The sequence below is a fragment of the Actinomyces viscosus genome, assembly GCF_900637975.1.
Taxonomy (GTDB): domain Bacteria; phylum Actinomycetota; class Actinomycetes; order Actinomycetales; family Actinomycetaceae; genus Actinomyces; species Actinomyces viscosus.
Genome location: NZ_LR134477.1, coordinates 211,883 through 231,285, shown reverse-complemented (window position 1 = coordinate 231,285; position 19,403 = coordinate 211,883). Strand labels below are relative to the sequence as shown.

Sequence of the window (19,403 nt, the reverse complement as noted above, 5' to 3'; positions counted from 1 at the left end):
CCTCCTTCCGAGGAGGCGCCCCACCCCGGTTCATACGTCCTCAGGACACCGCCTGCGGTCCTTCTTCAAGGAGCGTCACGAAGCCGTCCTCGTCGAGGATCGGCAGTCCCAGCTCACGGGCCTTGGCCTCCTTGGACCCCGCCTTGTCCCCGACGACGACGAAGCTCGTCTTCCTCGAGACACTGCCCGAGGCCTTACCTCCTCGCGAGACGATGGCCTCCTTGGCGCTGTCCCGGGTGAATCCCTCCAGGGAGCCGGTGACGACGACGGTCAGCCCCTCCAGGGTCCGCCTCGACTCCTGCTGGCCCGAGCTCTCCTCGCGGGTGCGCACCCCTGCGGCCTCCCAGCGGCTGAGGATCTCGCGGTGCCACTCGACCTCGCGCCACCGCGCCCAGGACTCGGCGATGGCGGGCCCCACGCCGTCGACCTCGGCCAGCTCGGCGACATCAGCCTGGCACAGGGCCTCCAGGGACCTGAAGCGCATGGCCAGGGCCCGGGCCGCGGTCGGGCCGACGTGCCGCACGGACAGGGCCACCAGGATGCGCCACAGGGGCCGGGTGCGGGCGTCCCGGAGCTGGGCGAGCATGGCGGTCGCGTTCTTGCCGGGCACCGTTGCCTTCTTGACCCGGCCGTCAGCGTCATAGGTCTGCTTGGTCCAGAAGAAGCGACTCAGGCGCCAGTCGCCGGTAGGGACCCCGCGGCGGGAGACGGGGCGCCACACGAAGACCTCGCACAGGTCCTCCTCGATCAGGTCGAACAGGGTGGCCTCACCACTGAGCACCGGCGTCTGCTCGGCGATCCCGGCCTCTTCCAGCATCTTCTCGACGGCCTCCACCCGCTGGGAGGCGTGCAGGGCGTCGAGCTCATCGGCCGGCAGGCTGAGCCGTCCGCGCTCCGTCTCCAGGCTCTGGCCCGCCGCGAGCGCGGTCAGGGCCTCGCGGCGTCCGGCGTCGGGCCGGGTGAGGGCGCCGGCGGCCTCGTCGCCCAGGCCCTCGACGTCCAGCGCGCCCCGAGAGCCGATGTGGGCGATCCGCTCGGTGAGCTGGGCGGGGCAGGAGCGGGTGTTGGGGCAGCGCAGGTCGACGTCGCCGTCCTTGGCCGGCGCCAGCTCCGTGCCGCAGGAGGGGCAGTGCGTCGGCATGACGAAGTCTCGCTCGGTGCCGTCGCGCAGGTCGGTGACCGGTCCCAGGATCTCGGGGATGACGTCACCGGCCTTGCGCACGATGACCATGTCCCCGATGCACACCCCCTTGCGCGCCACCTCGGTAGCGTTGTGCAAGGTGGCTCGCGACACCGTCGAGCCGGCGACGAGGACCGGCTCCATCATGCCGAAGGGGGTGACGCGTCCGGTGCGCCCCACCTGGACGGCGATGTCCAGCAGCCGGGTGCGGACCTCCTCGGGCGGGTACTTGTAGGCCGTGGCCCAGCGAGGCACCCGGGAGGTGTGGCCGAGCCGGCGCTGCAGGGAGTGGTCGTCGAGCTTGAAGACGATGCCGTCGATCTCGTGGATGAGGTCGTGGCGGTGAGTGGCGTAGCGCTCGATGTAGGCCTCGCGCTCGGCCCGTCCCCGTACCACGGTGTTGTAGGGGGAGACCGGCAGGCCCCAACCGGCCAGGAGCTCGTACCACTCGTGCTGCCGGGTGGGGAGCTCCTCCCCCGGTGCCGGGGTGATCGCGCCGACCCCGTGGGCGATCATCGCCAGGGGCCGGGAGGCGGTGACGGCGGGGTTCTTCTGGCGCAAGGAGCCGGCGGCCGCGTTGCGGGGGTTGGCGAAGACCTGCAGGAGCGGGGCGCCGTCGGCCTGGCGCTGCACGTTGCGGGTGCGGCGGTCCTCGTTGAAGGCCTCGAACTCCTGGGTGGGGAAGTAGACCTCACCGCGCACCTCGAGCAGGGAGGGGTGGGCGTCGCCGGCCAGGACCAGGGGGACGCTGGCGATGGTGCGCACGTTGCCGGTGACGTCCTCGCCGGTGGTGCCGTCGCCGCGGGTCGCGGCCCGGGTGAGGATCCCGTCCTCGTAGGTCAGGGCCACGGCCAGGCCATCGACCTTGACCTCGGCGGTCATGGCGAGCTCGTCATCGGCGACCCCGGTCTCGGCACTCATGCGCTCGGCCCACTCCTGGACCTCGTCGAGGGAGAAGACGTCCTGCAGGGAGTACATGCGCTCGTGGTGGGGGGCAGGGGCGAAGTCGGTGACGGCGCGCCCGCCCACGCTACGGGTCGGTGACCCGGCGCGGGCCAGAAGGGGGTGGGCCGCCTCCAGGCTCTCCAGCTCCCGGTAGAGGAGGTCGTAGTCGGCGTCGGACAGGGGGCTCTCGGCGTCGATCGCGTTGTAGTAGGCGTCGCGGGCGGCCTCGATGTCACGGACCAGCTCGCCCCAGCGTTCCCGGACGCCGGCGGGGACGGTACTCAGATCCGCCGAGCCCTGCCCACCGGAGGGTGCCGAGGGTGCGGAGGGGGCAGGAGCGGAACCGCGGGGAGCGTCGGTGTCAGTCATGGGGCTATCCTTCCTCAACCGGGCTCGAATCGGTTTCAGGCGTCCCGGACCCGACGACCGCAGGGTGCGCATCCGCTCGGGGTGCTGCCGGGCCTCCGCTGGGTCGGCACGGCGGAATGGCGGTTCTCCCGGGAACCACAGTGACCGGGAGCAGCCGGGAGCAGCGGGGTTGTCCACACCCCGGTTCGCCTGCCTGCGACATCGCGGACCCGACCGGTGATTCTGGGGCGGTGACTGCTACCGCTGAGGTCCTGGACCTCCATCCGCTCCGCCCGGAGTGCGACTCCGCCTCGTTCCGTCCGCACTCAGCGGGAGAGGCCGCGGCGAAGGCAGCTGTCGCCGCCCTGGCCGGGCCGTGGCACCTTGCGGTCCTGGCCGGACCTGATCGTGGCCTGGTGATGGCCGTCAGGGACGGCACCGTCCTGGGACGGGGCGAGGTGCTCAGCGATCCGCTGGTCTCACGCCGTCATCTGCTCCTGAGGCTTCGCGCCGGTCGGGTCCTGGTCCGGGACTGCGGCTCGGCCAACGGTGCCTACCGCTACTGGCACCTGGGCCTGTGGTTGCGCCTGCGCGCTGAGGTCAGGCTGAGGGAGGGGGCGCTGGTGCGTCTGGGAGACAGCGTGCTCGAGCTGCGTCGGCGCCCGGCCGACCTCGTGGTCCCCGCTCCTGCGTCGGCCTCGTCGATGGCCTGGTCGATGGTGGCCTCCCTGGTCTGCGTCCTGGTCATGGCCGGATCGGCGGCGATCGCGTTCACGACGGGCAGCCGTGGCGCGATGGGCATGGTCATGGTGGCACCGATGCTCGCCATGACGATCATGCGCCTGGTGCCGTTCCTGCAACGACGTCGGCAGGGCCGCACCAGGCGCGCCCGCGGGACTCGACGGTTCGGTCGCCGGCGTCGCGGAGGGCACCTGCCCGGATGGAGACACGGCCGGCCGGATCCGGCCACGATGCTGCTGGCCCTGGCGGCACGCTCCAGCATGCTCCAGTCCGCCCAGGGCACCGGGACCGACGGCTCGACGTCGTCCTCCCGTGAGGCCCTGGCCGCCTGGACCGCCGAGCGCCGACGGCGGTGCCTCCTGTCGCTCACCGACGCAGAGAGCCTGGCCCTGGTGGGCAAGGACGCCGGAAACACCCTGAGGTGGTGGTGCGCCCAGCTTCTGGCCCGCGATGAGGTGCGCCTGGCCGAGCTGGACGGTCCACCGAGCGACCTGCCGGGTGGGCGAGCGGCCGGCCGGGACCACGAGCCCGAGAGAGCCGTGAGGACTCTGCGTGGGGTCCGCCTCACCTGGGGTCCGCAGGCGCACCCTCGTACCGCTCAGATGCTGATCTGCCCCGACGACCAGGTCCCACCGCAGGCGCTGAGCACCCGCTCGGACCCGGGCGGGGCGCCGTCGTGCTCACCGACCTGGTGGGACGCGGTTCGCCACCTGTGCCGGTCCAGGATCACCGCGCAGACCGAGGCGTCGTCGCGACTCGACGGCGTTCCCGACCGGGTTGCCCTCAGCGAGGTCGTGGACGACCTCGACGCCTACGAGCTGCGGGCACGGTGGCAGCGGCAGGCCCATGCACCGGCCTGCGGTGCGTCCTCGCTGTCCGCGGTCCTGGGAGTCGGATCGCGGGGACGGGTGAGCGCCGACCTGGTGGCTGACGGCCCGCACGCCCTGCTGGCCGGGACGACGGGATCAGGAAAGTCCGAGCTGCTCATCTCCTGGCTGGTGCAGCTGGCGCTGAGCCACCCGCCGGACCGCCTCACGATGGTCCTTGTCGACTACAAGGGAGGGGCCGCCTTCGGCCCTCTTGCCGGTCTGCCGCACACGGCCGGGGTCCTCACCGACCTGGACCCGGCCGGCACCCAGCGGGCACTGTCCTCCTTGGAGACCGAGGTGCATCGTCGTGAGCGGATCCTGGCCGCGCACGGCGCCAAGGACGTCTCCTCCCTGCCGCCGGGGATCGTCATCCCTCACCTGGTGGTGGCGGTCGACGAGTTCGCCACCCTGGTCGGCGAGCACGCCGAGGTCCTGGAGACGCTGGTGCGCATCGCCGCGCAGGGGCGCAGCCTGGGGATCCACCTCATTCTGGCCACGCAGCGCCCTCAGGGGGCCGTCTCCCCCGCGATCCGAGCCAACACCTCCTTGCGGGTGTGTCTACGCGTGCTCGACACCGCCGACTCCAGAGACGTCCTGGGCCACGACGGCGCCGCCCGGCTCGGTCGCCATCCCGGGCGGGTCCTGGTCAGCGGAGCCGGCGGGGCCGGCAGCTCCAGCGCTGCGGGTCCCGAACCGCAGGACCGCGGTGGTGCGCTCAGCGACCAGGTGCTTCAGGCACCCTGGTGCGGCTCGGCGCACGACGTGGGGGAGATCGTCGACCTCGTCTCGAGTGCCGCCGAGGGACATGCCTCGCCATGGCGTCCATGGGCGCCCGCCCTGCCCGCCGTCGTCGACGAGACCGCGGCGCTCGAGCTGGGTCGGCGCCGGGGTCCTCAGGATCCCGCGGACCGCGGGGCGGGAGGGGCGAAGGACCGCGGAGAACAGATGGCGCCCGACCAGGGTGAGGCGGGAGAACGGATCCTTCTGGCCCTGGCCGACCTGCCCCGCCGGCAGAGCCTGGGGCTGTGGCACTGGCCGGTCACTCGACCGCTGCTGGCGCTCGGGGTACCCGGGTCGGGGCGCTCCACCCTCGTGGTCTCGGCCGCGACGGCGGCGCTGGCCTCAGGACGAGGAGTGCACCTGTGCGGAGTTACTCCCCCGCCCTCAGGCGGCTCCGACGAGGTGGTGGGCGCAGCCGCGGGCCTGCGAAGACTCCTCGCGCACCCCGGGGTGGGCACCGTTACCGGCGCGCAGGATCCCCGGCGCCTGGCCCGGTTGTGGGGCCTCGCGGCCGGTGGGCGCCTGGGTGGGGACCTGCTGTGCCTCGATAACGTCGACGAGCTCATCGCGGCCGTTGACGAGGCGCTGGGCCCCGGCCAGGGCCACGCGCTGCTGGAGACCGTCATCCGGACCGCGTCGGCAACGGGCACGCCCCTGCTGGTGACCGCCCCACTGGTCGCCTCCACCTCCCGGTGGGCCGGATCCGTGGGGCTGAGGCTGGTGCTCGGCGCAGCCACGAGCACCCAGGCCGCGCTGGCCGGTCTTCCACGTGGGGTGGCCACCGGTGGCCTCCCGGGTCGGGGCGTCATCCTTGACGGGGCGGAGACGACCGCCTGCCAGATCGTGCTGCGCGAGGGACCGCCCGCGACCGGGCCCGACCGCGGGCACCGCGGACACGGCGCCGTGCTACGGCTCGAGCCTCTGCCGACGCGCATCACCTGGGCGGAGGTTCCGGACGGCACCTGGGCGGTGGGAGGGGATGCAGCCGCCCCCGTCGCCCTACCGGCGCGCACCAGCGTCCTGGTCGCCGGGCCGCCCGGGTCGGGGCGCTCCACGGCGCTGCGGGCGCTGGCTCGGGCGGTCGGCTCAGCCCCTCTCGTCGTCGACGACCTGGATCTGGCCGACGCATCCACCACCAGTCGGGTGGAGGCCGCGCTGGCACGTTCGGAGACGGTCCTGGCCGCGGCCTCGACGGAGAAGGTCGCCGCCACCTTTCGGGGCGCGATCTCGACGCTGCGCGAGCGCGAGGCGCTCGTCGTGCTGTGGCCCGGTCTACGGCATGCCGATCAGGCCGCGGGAATGTCCTTGAGAGCCGTCACCGATCCGAGGGCGATGACGCTTCCCGGACGCGGCGCGCTGGTCTATCGCGGAACGTGCCTGCCGATTCAGATCGTGCTGCCCCGACCTGAAGGCAATGACATTCCTATTGAACACCCTGTTTAACAGGCATTCTCAATGGCGGAAAGTGGCGTTATCTCAACATCCCAGCACCCTGTGAGGATCACGACAGAGTATCGGCGCAGGTCTCACGATCGAGGTCTTGCCCACCGCTGCCCGTCATGTGAAAGTTGTTCTCAGACGTGGCCGCCATCCCCTCTCAAGCCGGACTGGCGATAGCCGCATGACCGATGACCTTGAAGGGGGCCCTTATGGACTGGCGCAGCCAAGCCGCATGTCTCACCGTCGACCCGGAGCTCTTCTTCCCCGTGGGAAACACCGGCCCCGCCATTGCCCAGATCGCCAAGGCGAAAGAGGTGTGTGGCCGCTGCGAGGTAGTGGACACCTGCCTGAAGTGGGCACTGGAGAACGGCCAGGACGCCGGCGTCTGGGGAGGCATGAGCGAGGACGAGCGCCGCTCCCTCAAGCGTCGCGCGGCTCGCGCTCGCCGGTCATCCTGAAAGCCGACCGACTTCTTCACGCCACGGCGTTCGCACGATTATTCGTGCGAACGCCGTTTTGCTGATTCCGATGTTTGCGATAGCCGGGTATCGGAGAGTCAGGTTTCACTCCTGGCAGCCCTTTGGTTAAGAAGAGCGTGAATGACGACGTCGGTGCCTCCGCCGCTCAGAGGCTGCCAGTCAATGCTTCCCCGTAGCTCCCCGCGCACGAGCGTGGTGACGATCCGTGTTCCCAGACCGGTCATGAGGGTGTCTGGAGCCAGGCCGGCACCGTTGTCCGTGACGTGGACCTCGAGCCGGTCCTCATCTCGGCAGGCCTTCACCGTCACGCGGCCGTCACGCCCGTCGAGCCCGTGCTCGACGGCATTGGTGACCAGCTCGGCCAGCACGGTGGCCAGCGCCTGGGCCGTGTCCGCGTCGACGACGCCGAAAGAGCCCTCCAGCGCGGTACTGACCTGACCGGTGGGCGAGGCCACGACCGCCGCCATGCGCAGGATGGAGGAGAAGACGTCGTCGAAGTCCACGCGCTCATTGACGTTGTGACTCAGGGCGTCGTGAACGGTGGCGATCGTGGTCACCCTCCGTTCGGCCTCGGACAGGGCCTGGCGGGTCTCCTCGTTCGAGGCACGGCGGGCCTGCATGCGCAGCAGCGCCGAGACGGTCTGCAGGTTGTTCTTGACCCGGTGGTGGACCTCGCGGATGGTGGCGTCCTTGTTGAGCAGGACCTGCTCGCGCCGGCGCACCTCGGTGACGTCGCGGACCAGGAGCGCGGCCCCGGAGCGGTATCCGTTGACCGTCAGGGGGATGGAGCGCAGCGAGAGGAACACCCCCTCGACCTCGACCTCGGTGAGCCAGGCCTGCCGCCCCATGAGGACCACGGCCAGGGTCTCGTCCACAGGGGTGCGGGCGGGAATGATCGAGGTGACGGCCTCGGCGAGCTGGATGCCCTCCAGCTCGCCCTCGATACCCAGGCGGTGGAAGCAGGAGCGCCCGTTGGGGCTGACGTAGACGATCCGCCCCTCCTCGTCCAGGCGCAGGACGCCGTCGGCCACGCGGGGGGTACCGTGGCGGATCGTGGTGCCGGCGCCCTGGATGGGGAAGTCACCCGTGGCGGTCATGTGGCACAGGACCTCGGCGATCTCCTCCATCTCCCGCTCGACGATGCGCCCGCCCCGGATGACGCCCACCGAGGTCTCCCGGGTCACGACGGCGATCGGCGTGCCGGCGTGGACGACCGGGATGTACTCCTCCTGGACCGCGGCGGTCCCGGTCCAGTAGGGCTCGGCGGCGTCCTGGATCTGGGCGGTGGACAGCGACTCCATGGCCATGGCCTCGCGCGAGGCCGGCATGCGCCGCCCGATGACGTCCTCAAGATGGACGGTGGTTCCCCCAGAGGGGCGGGCGTGGCCGGCGGCGATGAAACGCCCTGCACGGGTGCGCACCCACAGGACCAGGTCCGAGGTGGAAAGGTCCGCAATCAGCTGCCAGTCGGCCACCAGCTGGTGGATCCAGTCGAGGTCGGCCTCAGCGAGGTCGACTGCGTCTCTGAGGGCGCTAGGCAGAAGATTAGGCACCTCTCAAGGTTATCGGCAGTGAGCGAACCCGGCTCGTTGAGCCGGCTAATTGCCAAGCAGGACACATAGATGGCCACCGTTCACCTCGCCGTCGCGTTACCGTCACCCCACCTCGAATCGTCAGGCCGCCTGGAGTACTCAGGTGCTCCGCGCCGGTGGAACATGGCAGGATCGCGCCATGAGGAAGACCATCACCATCACCTATCCCGCCGACCCGGCACGCACCGCTCGGATGCTGGCCGACCCCGCCTACCAGGAGGAGCGGGTGGCGCGAGCCGGACTCGATGACGCCTCGGTCGACGTCGCCCAGCGCGGTCAGGGATTCGTCTCCACCATATCCGGCAGCGTCCAGCCCTCTCAGCTGCCCTCGGTCGCCTCGCGGTTCGTGCGCTCCGCGGTGTCCTTCACCGTGACCGAGTCCTGGGGCGAGCCGAAGGAGGACGGCTCGCGCTCCGGCGGTTACGACGTGGCGGTCAAGGGCGCCCCGGTCAAGGTCAGCGCCACCTCCACGATGGCTCCGGCCGCGGACAGCACTGAGGGCGCCGACGCCTCCGCCTCGACCCGGGCGACCACGGTCACCGTCGACGTCGACCTCAAGGTCACGGTGCCCCTGGTGGGTAAGACGATCGAGGAGAAGGCGATGAGCATGGTGGGGCGGGTCGTGGCCGACGAGGAGCGCCGCGCCACCGCCTGGCTCGCCGAGCACGACGACGAGCACTGAGGCGCCGCACCGCACGTGCTGGTGAGCTTATTCCCGCGCTGCGCCCTGTCCGCCAGGCGCGCAGCGCTGGCCCGTGCGTGAGCACCGGTGGCGGTTTCCACCCCGATTCATGGCACGATCAGGCCATGAGCACATCAAGCACCCCCGCCTCCCCCGCAACCGCCGGCGCCCCCAGCGCCGTGTGGGCCGAGCGCACGGGCACCCGCCAGTACATTGGCCGCAACTCCGCCGGCGCCGAGGTGCGCATCGGCATGGGACCGGGCGAGTTCTCCCCCGGTGAGCTGATGAAGATCGCGCTGGCGACCTGCAACACCCTCTCGGCTGACCACCGCCTGGCCAAGGCCCTGGGTGAGGACTTCGAGGCCACCGTGGGCTGCTCATCGGTCAAGAACGACGCCGAGGAGCGCTACGAGTCCTTCCAGGTCGAGATCGTCACCGACCTGTCCTCGCTCGACGCCGACCAGCGCGAGCTGCTGAACCAGCGGGTCGCGAGCGCCGTCGACCGTCACTGCACCGTGGGTCACACCATCGAGCACGGCGCTCCCTACACGACGACGATCGTCGACCCCAACGAGGACTGAGCTCTCAGCGCACCTGGCGCTGAGCCAGCTGCCGTGCCTGCTGTCCCCACGACATCTGTCCCCCACGACATCGAATGAGGAGACAACCGTGAACACCTCCCGCTCCGGGCGCTCGACCGCGCTGGAACGCGCCCTGGACAAGGCCATCGCCATCCCGGCGGCCCGCATTGAGGAACGCGTGGCACGGATGCGCCGGGACCGTCCCGGGGCGGACGCCGCCGAGCTCGTCGAGATGGCCGCCTCCCGCTTCCGGCGGGACGCGGGGCTCTCCTCGGGTGCCGTCGGGGCCTCCGCCGCACTGCCGGCGATCAGTACCGGCGCGGCGGCCGCCCTGACGGTGGGGCAGAGCGCCGCCTTCATCGCCTCGGCGGTCACCTACGTACTGACGGTCGCGGAGATCCAAGGGGTCCATGTCGTCGACGCCGAGCGCCGTCGGGCCCTGGTCCTGTCCGCCCTCCTGGGCCGGGAGGGCTCCGAGGCGGTTCAGGGGCAGCTGGGCCTGACCTCGATGTTCTGGGCCGCGCAGGTGCTGATGCAGATGCCGCTGCCGACGGTGAAGTCGATCAATGCCCGCCTCATCAAGCGAGTGGCCAAGCGCTCGGCCGCCAAGGGTGGGGCGCTGGCGCTGGGGCGCCTCATCCCCTTCGGGATCGGGGCCGCCATCGGCTGGTCCGGAGGCCGGGCCCTGGCCAACCAGGTCATTGAGGGGGCGCAGGCCGCGCTCGGGCCCCAGCTCGCCCTGAGCGCTCACGCCGGCCACCTGAACGAGTCCCACGTCGAGGTGATCGACGTATGAGCGGCGTCGGTGCCGCCCAGCAGACGCCGGTGCCCGCCGATGAGGCCGCCCGGTACCCGGCGCTGGCCCGGATGGGCCTCGTCCCCCCGCCGGGAGTCGATGTCGCCTACGAGAACCTGCTGGCTGAGGTCCTGACCAGCGGAAGCCCGAAGTCCGACCGCACCGGCACCGGCACGCGCTCGCTCTTCGCCCGCCAGCTGCGCTACGACCTGGCCCAGGGCTTCCCCCGTATCACCACGAAGTTCGTGGCCATGAAGGCAGTCAAGGGCGAGCTGCTGTGGTTCCTGCGGGGCGGCACGAACGTGCGCTGGCTCCAGGAGCGGGGCATCACGATCTGGGACGAGTGGGCTGACGATGCCGGCGACCTGGGACCGGTCTACGGCTCCCAGTGGCGTTCCTGGCCCACGCGCGACGGGGAGGCCATCGACCAGATCGCCGGGCTCATCGACACCCTGCGCACCGATCCGGACTCACGACGCATGCTAGTGTCCGCCTGGAACGTCTCCGACCTGGGCACGATGGCGCTGGCGCCCTGCCACGCCTTCTTCCAGTGCTACGTGGCCGACGGCCGCCTGAGCCTGCAGATCTACCAGCGCAGCGCGGACCTGTTCCTAGGGGTGCCCTTCAACATCGCCTCCTACGCGCTGCTGACGCACATGCTCGCCCAGCAGGCTCACCTGGAGCCCGGTGAGCTCATCTGGACCGGCGGGGACTGCCACATCTACGACAACCACGTCGACCAGGTCCGCACCCAGCTCTCCCGGGTGCCGAGCGCCCATCCCTTCCCGACGCTGCGCCTGGAGCGAGCCGAGTCCATCGACGCCTACGACATGGATGACATCGACGCCTCCCAGGGCTACGAGCACCATCCCACGATCAAGGCCCCGGTCGCGGTATGAGCGGCCTGGGGATGATCTGGGCCCAGGACGTCACCGGTCTTCTGGGAGCCGACGGCGAGATGCTGTGGCGCGTGCCGGCGGACTTCGCCCACTTCAAGGCCACGACCATGGGCTGCGGGCTGGTCATGGGGCGCACCACCTGGGAGTCCCTGGGGGGCGTACTGCCCGGCCGGCGCAACGTGGTTCTCACCCGCGACCGCACCTGGCAGGCCGAGGGCGCGATCCGCGCCGGCTCGCTGCGTGAGGGGCTCTCGCTCGCGGCGCGGGGCCTGGCCGCGGACCTGGGGCCCGACTCCCGGCAGGGCGCCGCGGCGGACCTGCCGCGGCTGTGGGTCATCGGCGGCGGAAGCGTCTACGAGCAGGCGCTGGCCCAGGGCCTGCCCGACGTGCTCGTCGTCAGCATCCTGGATCTTGATGCGACGTCGCGAGCCCGCGAGCGCGGTCTGCCCGACTCGGCGCTGGTACGCGCACCGGGGATCAGCAGCCAGGAGTGGACCATCGATCCGGCTCTGTCAGATCCGCCGGGCCAGTGGCGGCCGGCCTCCGGGGACGCCAGCTGGCGGGTGGAGACCTGGCGGCACCTGTAGGCGGAGTCCCGTTAGAGCAGCTTCTTGGCCGTGAGCCAGTCGGTGGCGATGGCCTTGGAGCTCAGCCCCTCGCCGGTGGAGCGCTGATTGAGGGCGCGCAGCTCGTCGGGGGTCAGCAGCGCCGAGACCCGGTTGATGGCTGTCACCGCGATGGCCGGCAACGTGGCCGACACCAACGGGGTGACGTTCTGCGGGAGGATGAGCATCCGAGGATCGGACAGGATGACGAGGTCCTGCGTCTGGATGGCGGGGTCCGAGGAGTAGATGTCGGCGACGTCGACGGTGCCGTCGGTGAGTGCCTTGACGGTGAGAGGACCGCCGGAGTCCTCCACCGGCGTGACGGAGGCCTCGACGCCATAGACGCTGTTGAGCCCCTCGGGCCCGTAGGGACGGGTGGTGAACTCCGAGTTCGCGGCGATCGTGACGGGCCGTCCCAGGGAGGTCAGGTCGGCGATGGAGGTCAGTGAGTGGGCCTGGGCGGTAGCCCGGGTGACGGTCAGGGAGTCCTGGTCCGTGGCCTCGGCCGGGGTCAGGACGGTCAGGGAGCGCGGCAGGGTCGTCAGCAGGGTGTTCTGGATCGAGGCGGTGTCGCTGGCGCTGCGGGAGGGGCTGGCTGAGCCGCTGGAGCTGGAGGCACTGGTGGGGCCCGCCGTGCCACTGGTCTTGCTGTAGTACTCCAGCAGGTTGCCGCCGTACTCGGGGATGACGTGGATCCTGCCGGACTCGAGCTCGGGCAGGTAGACCTCGCGCTGGCCGATCTGGTACTCGCGGGTGACGGTCAGGTCGGCCTTCTCCAGCATCTGGGCGTAGAGCTCGGCGATGATCTCGTTGGAGTAGTACTGCTGGCTGCCGATGATGATGGGGCCGCCGGTATAGCCCGCCCCGGTCCGGTCGATGGCGAAGGGGTCCGTGTTGGAGCAGGCGCTGAGCGCGGCCAGGCCTCCCAGTGCGCCGACGCCGGCCAGCAGGCCGCGTCGCGTCAGCGGCCTTGCGGAGCGCGGGCTGGGGTGTGCGGTCATGCTGATTCCTTCCGGTGCTGCCGGGCGCCCGGGGGCGTGACGGCCCGCTGGGCGAGAGCGAAGAGGGCCTCGGAGGCCAGGGCGAGGGCGATGACCAGGAGCGCTGAGGCGAGCATCATGACGTAGTCCTGGGTCTTGAGCCCCAGGAACATGAGTCGGCCCAGGCCGCCGGCGCCGGTGTAGGCGGCCAGGGTGGCGGTGGAGATGACCTGGAGGCTGGCCGAGCGCAGCCCTCCGACGAGGAGCGGTGCCCCCAGGGGAATCTCCACCCGCCGGAGGACCTGGAGCTCGCTCATACCGCTGGCCCGAGCTCCGTCCACGGCCATGACCGAGGCCGCCCGCACGCCGCTCATGGCTCCGGCCAGGACGCTGGGCAGGGCCAGGATGACGAAGGCGATCATGGGCGCCCTCAGGCCGACGCCGAGTGCGAGGCCGAACAGGGTGATGAGGCCGAGGGTGGGCAGGGAGCGGGCCGCGCCGCTGAGGGGCTGCACCCAGGTGCGTCCACGGCCGGTGTGCCCGACCCACCAGCCGGTGGGCACTCCGATGAGGGCGGCGATGAGGACCCCGGCCAGGGAGTACAGGACGTGCTGGGTCAGCAGCGGGCCGATGCCCATGGCGCCGCTCCAGTGGGCGGGGTCGGCGATGTAGGCCAGTGCGGCCAGGACGAACCTCATGCGTCGTCCTCCTGATCCTGGCGGCCGTCATCCCCATGACCGCCGGCTGCGGGAGCCTCGGCCGTCTCGCGCACCTGCCCGACGGCGCCGGCGCGCTTCCAGGTCCATGGCAGGCACAGGCGCCCCAGGACCAGCACGAGCCCGTCCAGGACGAGGGCCAGGGCCGCGGTGGCCACCAGGCCGGTGACGATCTCCGCGGTGATGCCGCGCTGGAACCCGTCGGTGAACAGCCAGCCCAGGCTGCGCACACCGAGCACGGCTCCAACGGTGGTCAGCGAGATCGTCGAGACCGTCACCACGCGCAGGCCGGTGAGGATCGCGGGGCCCGCCAGCGGCAGCTCGACGGTGAGGAAGCACCTGATGCGTCCCATGCCCATGGCGGTGGCGGCGTCCAGGACGCGGGCGTCGACGGCGTCGAGGGCGTCAGCGGTGGCCGGCACCAGGAGCGCCAGCCCGTAGAGGGTCAGGGCCACGATGACGTTGAGCGGGTCCCGGATACCGGTGGCCAGGATGATCGGGAGGATGACGAACAGTGCCAGGGAGGGGACGGCGTAGAGCAGGGAGGACCCGGTCACCAGCACGGCGCGCAGCGGGCGGGAGGTGCGGGCCAGCCTGGCGATGGGGATCGCCAGGACGAAGGCGGCGATGATCGCGGGAACCGCCTGGAGCAGGTGGGCCAGCAGGTGGCCGGCGATGGTGGTCAGGTTGGCCAGGACCCAGCTCATGCCGGCGTCTCCCGGGTCTCCGTCGTCCCCGTCCTCACGTCCCGGGCGCTGGCCGGCTCCAAGGCCGGGCCCGCGGCCAGGCGCCCGACGGCGCGGCCGGCCCGGTCCAGGACGATCCGGGCCTCGGCAACGTCCTCCAGCCGCAGCTGGCGTGCGGCGTCGTCGAGCCCGAGGAAACGGGTCACGAAGTCGTCTGCGGGCTCGGCGAGCAGCTCCGGTCCGCTGCCGCGCTGGGCGACCTGGGCGCCCTCGCGCAGGAGGATGATCTCGTCCCCCAGGGCCAGGGCCTCGTCGACGTCGTGGGTCACGAAGATGATCGTCTTGCCCAGCTCGGCCTGGATCCTGACCATCTCGCGCTGGAGCTCGCGGCGCACCAGGGGGTCAACGGCTCCGAAGGGCTCGTCCATGAGCAGCACCTCCGGGTCGGCGGCCAGGGCCCGGGCCACACCGACCCGTTGGGCCTGGCCGCCGGAGAGCTGGTGGGGGTAGCGCCCGGCCAGGTCGCGGTCGAGGTCGAGCAGCTCCATGAGCTCGAGGGCCCGGAGCCGGGCCTCGCGACGTCCCACACCCTGCAGCCGGGGCACGAGGGTGATGTTGTCGATGACGCGCCGGTGCGGCAGCAGGCCGGCGTTCTGCATGACGTAGCCGATGGAGCGGCGCAGGGCCACGGCGTCGCGGGCGGCGACGTCCTCGTCGTCGATGCGCACCGCACCGCTGGTGGGTTCCACCATGCGGTTGACCATGCGCAGCAGAGTGGTCTTGCCGCAGCCGGAGGAGCCCAGCAGGACGGTCGTGGTACCGGCCTCGATGCAGGCTGAGAAGGAGTCGACGGCGGGGGTGCCGGATCCGGTCCCCCTTCCGGCCGGGTACAGCTTGGTGACGGCATCGAAGGTGATGGTGCTGCTCATAGAAGGTGCCGGTTGTCCTCTCCTGGCCGCGGGCGACACGACCGCATGGCGTCCGGAAACCGTATCAGCCGTCTCCCGCCGATACTTCAGCAGGCAGGCTTTACCAAGAGTATTGGTGCAGGATTGAGAGCAAACACCCAGGTGCCCACCAACTGGCCCCGGGAGGCGCGGGCACGCCGAGCACGATCGGCGGCTCCGCTCCTCCCGAACGACTGGGGGCCTGACCACTTGTCGTGGTCAGGCCCCCTACCCCGCCCTCAGAAGGTCGGGCGCAGGGCGACGTCGTCGGAGTAGTCGGCGGCGACGAGCTCGATGCGGTTGCCCTCGGGGTCGAGCACGGCCGCCTCGTAGTAGCCGTCGCCGGTCTGACGCGGCCCGTCGACGACGGGCACCCCGGCCTCACGCATGTTGGCGGCCAGCCGATCAACGTCCTCGCGCCCCGGCAGGCTGAAGGAGACGTGCGCCCATCCCAGTCCCTCTGCCTCACGGCGCCCTTCGAGCCCCGGGCGGGTCATGATCTCCAGGCGGGCGCGCCGCTCCTCGGAGGGGGTGCCGGCGAAGTGGAGGATGTGGGTGCGCAGCCCGGTCCTCGGGTTCTCGTACAGACCGTTGGCATGACCGTTGAACCAGTGGGAGTAGAAGTCACGGGCGTCGTCGAGGTCGGCGACCCAGATGGCGACGTGGTCGAGGTGCGGCATGATCTTTCCCTTTCTGATGAGTCAGAGGCGCCGTCAACAACCGAACGATCAGCTTACTGGCGACGGCTTTTCTCTGTCGTTTCAACGGTTTGGCTATCACCTTGCCGTTGACCTCAACGATAGAAGAGCATACGATCATTGTCATCGATCGTTATGGAGTAAAACGATCATCTCGGCACCTGTATCTCGAGGAAGAATGACTGACACACCGAACGAGAGGCGTCGCGCCATCCTGAGGGTCCTGAGCCCCACCACGCCCCACAGCGTTCAAGCGCTCTCCCGACTGACCGGAGTCTCGGTGGTGACTATCCGCCGAGACCTGACCGAGCTCGCCCATGAGGGTCTGGTCACTCGGGTCCACGGCGGGGCCCTGCGCGCCCCTCGGCGCGGCGCGGCCCGTCCGGCCGCGATGCGCCGCAGGCAGGACGTGGAGATCAAGCGACGCCTGGCGCAGGCCACTGCCGAGCTCATCGAGGACGGGGAGGCGGTCATCATCGACTCCGGCACCACCTGCGAGATAGTGGCCGAGCAGCTCGCCGGCCGCGACATCCGGGTGCTGTGCCTGTCCCTGGGTGCGGGAGCCGCACTGGCCTCGGTACGCGGCGCGACCGTCACGATCGCGGGCGGCCCGATCGACCCCGAGTCGCTCTCCCTGTTCTCCGCCGAGGCGGTCGATGCCGTACGGGCCTTCCGGGCCGACGTCGCCGTACTGTCGACCTGCGCCGTCTCCGCCCGCGACGGCCTGACCGTCATGGAGTCCGACGACGCCATGGTCAAGCGCGCCATCATGGCCTCCTCCACCCGGCGCATCCTGCCGACCGCGCCGAGCAAGATCACCCAGACCAATACCTACCGTTTCGGCCGCCTCGAGGACCTCGACACGCTGCTGACAACGAGCCAGATCGACCCCGACACCCTCGACGAGCTGCGAGGGGCCGGGGTCGACGTCGTGCTGTGCGACTGAGTGCGGCCAGCCGCCTTGAGGTCGGCTCAGGTGAGAAGCGCCGCAACGGTGAGGATGACGGCCAACAGTGGGAAGGCCCCCTGCTTGGCGGCGGCAGCGCGGTGAGGCGCTGACGCCAGGGCCAGGACGATCGCCGCCGCCAGCATCGCCCCGGTGCCCGCCAGCATCAGGGCGGCGCCGACCGCTACGTGCCCCATGGCAGCCAGGGCCACCCCGACAAGCGCCTGGAGGGCCAGGAAGAGGTTGTAGAAACCCTGGTTGAAGGCGTAGAAGGCGTGCGGCCTGGCCTCCTCGGGGGTGCCGCCGAAGGTCTTGCGAGCCAGATCCCCCTCCCAGGCGATGGACTCCATGTAGAAGATGAGGACGTGGAGAGCGGCGGCCAGGACGGCGAGGACCATAGCGGCAGTCAGCATGAGTGCTCGATTCGTGAGGACGGATGGAAACCGGATCCCTCAACCGGCCTGGCGCCGTCGTTATTCCGCGGGATGGCTCCCGAGGCGCGCCATGCTCAGGAGGCGGCCTGCTGAGTGACCCAGGCGATGAAGTTCTCCTCCCCGGTGCCGGTCAGCTCGGCCATCGTGTGCCCCTGGCCCCAGATGGTCGCGAAGTCGACGCTTCCGGCTCCGGCCTGCTGGAGTGCCAGGGCGAGGTTGACCTCGACGGTGGAGGCGGTGTCGCCCTGGGTGATGCCGGTACGGATGCGCCAGGCCGGGGCGACGGTGGAGGTGCCGTGTCCCTTGGAGTCCTGGGTGAGGTAGTAGAGGGGGTCGTACATCGACACGCGCGTCACCATGTCCGTGCCGACCGAGTCCTTCGTCGCCAGGTCCTTCTCGTAGGCGGAGGCGCCGTAGTCCTCACTCCATCCGCTCAGGGCCGAGTACCTCGACTGGCCCTTGGAGATGACCTCACGGCTGGAGGAGGAGAAGTGCAGCTTGCTCTCCCCCGAGCCCATGACGAGGTTCTCGGTCTGGGCGCGGTCGACGCCGTCGAAGGCTCCCACGTCCTTGGAGGCGTTCTTCTGGGAGGTGACGAAGCCCTCGAGCCCGGTGATCGTCGCGGTGTTCGTGGAGGCGTCGTAGGTGACCCACTGCGTGGAGGCGTTGAGGGAGGCGATGTACTCCTCCACCGTGTTGTAGGTGGTGGTCTCGCTGCTGGACTGACCCTCCGCTCCGCCGCCCGCGGGTGCGCCGCCGGAGGGGGGTGTCCCGCCGTCGCCCGCGTCACTGGGCGCGTCGCCGGAGGGGGCGCCACCGCCGCCGGGCCCCATCCCGGCCATCTCGGTGGACGAGGGCGTGTAGGGGAAGGTGGTGGCCGCCAGGAAGTCGTTGAGAGACTTCTGAATGACCGCCACGAGGTGGTCGTAGTAGGAGCCGGCCAGGTAGGTGCCCTGCGAGGAGGACTCCAGGCTCAGGGGCTTGCCGCTGGAGTCGGTCAGCTTCAGCGCGTTGAGGTAGGTCGGGAAGGCGGCCGCGAGATCCTGGGAGTAGGCCCTCGTCCAGGTGCCCTCGGCCCGGGTGCCGGAGGAGGCGAACTGTCCCATGTTCCACTCGTAGGCGGCGTTGGCGCTGTCCAGGGTGGTGATGGGGCACCAGCACATAGCCCCGGCGACGGCGTCGGACAGGGCCTTGCCGCCGGAGTCGGTGGTGGCGGCGCCCAGGGCGGCCAGGTAGGGGGCGAACAGCCCGCTGTCGCCCGAGGCGCCGGCGACGGCGCTCTGGGCCCCTCCCCCACTGTGCCCGAAGACGTAGACCTTGGCGGCGTCGCCGGGAACGGAGGCCGCGTTGTAGCGCCGGTAGCGCACGGCGGCCTTGAGATCGGTGACGCCCCAGGGCGCGTTGCCGGAGTAGGTCTGGGAGTTGGAGTCCTTGCCGCGCAGGCCCGCGTGGACGTAGATGAAGCCGGCCTCCATGTAGGCCTTGACGGTGTCGTAGGAGTACTCGGTGGGCGGCTTCTGGGCGGAGTAGCCCGGGGTGTTGACCGGGAAGACGGTCGGGGCGGTGGCGGCCGTGAAGCCGCCGACGGCGCCGGAGGCGTTGACGGTGGCGGTGTAGGTGCCGTTGCCGTTGTCGGTTGCGCTGAGGTAGGCGCCAGGCACGTAGATGCCCAGGGTCTCGTAGTCGGAGGCCTGAGGCGTGGCCACGTAGCTCAGGCCCAGCTGGTAGTAGACGTCGCCCGTGGCGTCGTAGCGCCAGGCGGCGTTATCCAGAGCCAGCTTCGGGTCGGTGGGAGCCTGCGACGAGGACGCGGCGGAGGCCTGCGAGGCGGCGCCCCCGGCGGAGCAGGCCCCCAGTCCCAGGAGTCCTGCCGTGGCGGGCAGGGTGGTCAGGATGGTGCGTCGTGGCAGGTTCATGGCATCTCCTCCGGCACGGCGGCTCGCGTGCCTCACTCGGGTGTCGTCGTACACAGCTAGCACATCACTCTAGGGCGAAGAGCGCTCTGGGGCGCGGCTGTGCCGTCTCTGTGAGTACGTGACGCGTTGGAGCCTCGACGTGT

General features: G+C 70.8%; 17 protein-coding genes. 8 read left to right on the top strand and 9 right to left on the bottom strand.

Annotation, left to right across the window (positions count from 1 at the left end; all coding sequences use genetic code 11):
* Positions 1-40 precede the first annotated feature (40 nt).
* On the bottom strand, positions 41-2,494 hold the full coding sequence (gene ligA, locus EL340_RS01105) for an NAD-dependent DNA ligase LigA (protein WP_126413062.1): 2,454 nt from the start codon (positions 2,492-2,494) through the stop codon (positions 41-43).
* A gap of 116 nt (positions 2,495-2,610) precedes the next feature.
* Between ligA and EL340_RS01100 the strand changes: the two genes are divergently transcribed.
* Positions 2,611-6,306, top strand: coding sequence for an FtsK/SpoIIIE domain-containing protein (locus EL340_RS01100; RefSeq protein ID WP_126413061.1), 3,696 nt, complete (start codon positions 2,611-2,613; stop codon positions 6,304-6,306).
* 206 nt (positions 6,307-6,512) lie between these two features.
* Complete coding sequence (locus tag EL340_RS01095) at positions 6,513-6,761, top strand: WhiB family transcriptional regulator (RefSeq protein ID WP_003779481.1); 249 nt, start codon at positions 6,513-6,515, stop codon at positions 6,759-6,761.
* A 98-nt stretch (positions 6,762-6,859) separates the two neighbouring features.
* Here EL340_RS01095 and EL340_RS01090 read toward each other — a convergent pair whose 3' ends face one another.
* Positions 6,860-8,335 (bottom strand): sensor histidine kinase, encoded by a 1,476-nt coding sequence (locus tag EL340_RS01090; RefSeq protein ID WP_126413060.1) that lies wholly within the window; start codon positions 8,333-8,335, stop codon positions 6,860-6,862.
* Positions 8,336-8,513: 178 nt separating this feature from the next.
* Here EL340_RS01090 and EL340_RS01085 point away from each other — a divergent pair, with 178 nt between their 5' ends.
* From EL340_RS01085 to EL340_RS01065, 5 genes are all read left to right on the top strand, one after another.
* Positions 8,514-9,056, top strand: a complete 543-nt coding sequence (locus EL340_RS01085; RefSeq protein ID WP_126413059.1) for a DUF2505 domain-containing protein — start codon at positions 8,514-8,516, stop codon at positions 9,054-9,056.
* Between the two features lie 125 nt (positions 9,057-9,181).
* Positions 9,182-9,637: an OsmC family protein gene (locus EL340_RS01080; RefSeq protein WP_126413058.1), complete on the top strand. Its 456-nt coding sequence runs from the start codon at positions 9,182-9,184 to the stop codon at positions 9,635-9,637.
* A gap of 88 nt (positions 9,638-9,725) precedes the next feature.
* Entirely contained in the window at positions 9,726-10,433 is a 708-nt protein-coding gene (locus tag EL340_RS01075; RefSeq protein WP_126413057.1) for a hypothetical protein, read from the top strand.
* Entirely contained in the window at positions 10,430-11,332 is a 903-nt protein-coding gene (locus EL340_RS01070) for a thymidylate synthase (protein WP_126413056.1), read from the top strand. Before EL340_RS01075 ends, EL340_RS01070 begins: the two co-directional genes overlap by 4 nt.
* Complete coding sequence (locus tag EL340_RS01065; protein WP_126413055.1) at positions 11,329-11,919, top strand: dihydrofolate reductase; 591 nt, start codon at positions 11,329-11,331, stop codon at positions 11,917-11,919. Before EL340_RS01070 ends, EL340_RS01065 begins: the two co-directional genes overlap by 4 nt.
* Positions 11,920-11,930: 11 nt before the next feature.
* On the opposite strand, the gene EL340_RS01060 is transcribed toward EL340_RS01065, so the two are convergent.
* The 5 genes from EL340_RS01060 to EL340_RS01040 form a co-directional block, all read right to left on the bottom strand.
* Positions 11,931-12,938 (bottom strand): ABC transporter substrate-binding protein, encoded by a 1,008-nt coding sequence (locus tag EL340_RS01060; protein WP_126413054.1) that lies wholly within the window; start codon positions 12,936-12,938, stop codon positions 11,931-11,933.
* A complete protein-coding gene (locus EL340_RS01055; protein WP_126413053.1) occupies positions 12,935-13,615 on the bottom strand; it encodes an ABC transporter permease in 681 nt (226 codons plus the stop codon). Before EL340_RS01055 ends, EL340_RS01060 begins: the two co-directional genes overlap by 4 nt.
* Entirely contained in the window at positions 13,612-14,340 is a 729-nt protein-coding gene (locus EL340_RS01050; RefSeq protein ID WP_126413052.1) for an ABC transporter permease, read from the bottom strand. The genes EL340_RS01055 and EL340_RS01050 overlap by 4 nt, the downstream gene beginning before the upstream one ends.
* Complete coding sequence (locus EL340_RS01045) at positions 14,337-15,248, bottom strand: ABC transporter ATP-binding protein (RefSeq protein ID WP_232023158.1); 912 nt, start codon at positions 15,246-15,248, stop codon at positions 14,337-14,339. The genes EL340_RS01050 and EL340_RS01045 overlap by 4 nt, the downstream gene beginning before the upstream one ends.
* A gap of 257 nt (positions 15,249-15,505) precedes the next feature.
* On the bottom strand, positions 15,506-15,946 hold the full coding sequence (locus EL340_RS01040) for a VOC family protein (RefSeq protein WP_126413051.1): 441 nt from the start codon (positions 15,944-15,946) through the stop codon (positions 15,506-15,508).
* A 196-nt stretch (positions 15,947-16,142) separates the two neighbouring features.
* Between EL340_RS01040 and EL340_RS01035 the strand changes: the two genes are divergently transcribed.
* Positions 16,143-16,910: a DeoR/GlpR family DNA-binding transcription regulator gene (locus tag EL340_RS01035; protein ID WP_126413050.1), complete on the top strand. Its 768-nt coding sequence runs from the start codon at positions 16,143-16,145 to the stop codon at positions 16,908-16,910.
* Between the two features lie 26 nt (positions 16,911-16,936).
* Here the strand turns inward: EL340_RS01035 and EL340_RS01030 are convergent, their stop codons facing one another.
* Entirely contained in the window at positions 16,937-17,323 is a 387-nt protein-coding gene (locus EL340_RS01030) for a DUF1304 family protein (protein WP_126413049.1), read from the bottom strand.
* Between the two features lie 95 nt (positions 17,324-17,418).
* The gene (locus EL340_RS01025) at positions 17,419-19,260 is read right to left on the bottom strand and encodes a subtype A tannase (RefSeq protein WP_126413048.1); all 1,842 of its coding nucleotides are present in this window, start codon (positions 19,258-19,260) and stop codon (positions 17,419-17,421) included.
* Between the last annotated feature and the right edge of the window lie 143 nt (positions 19,261-19,403).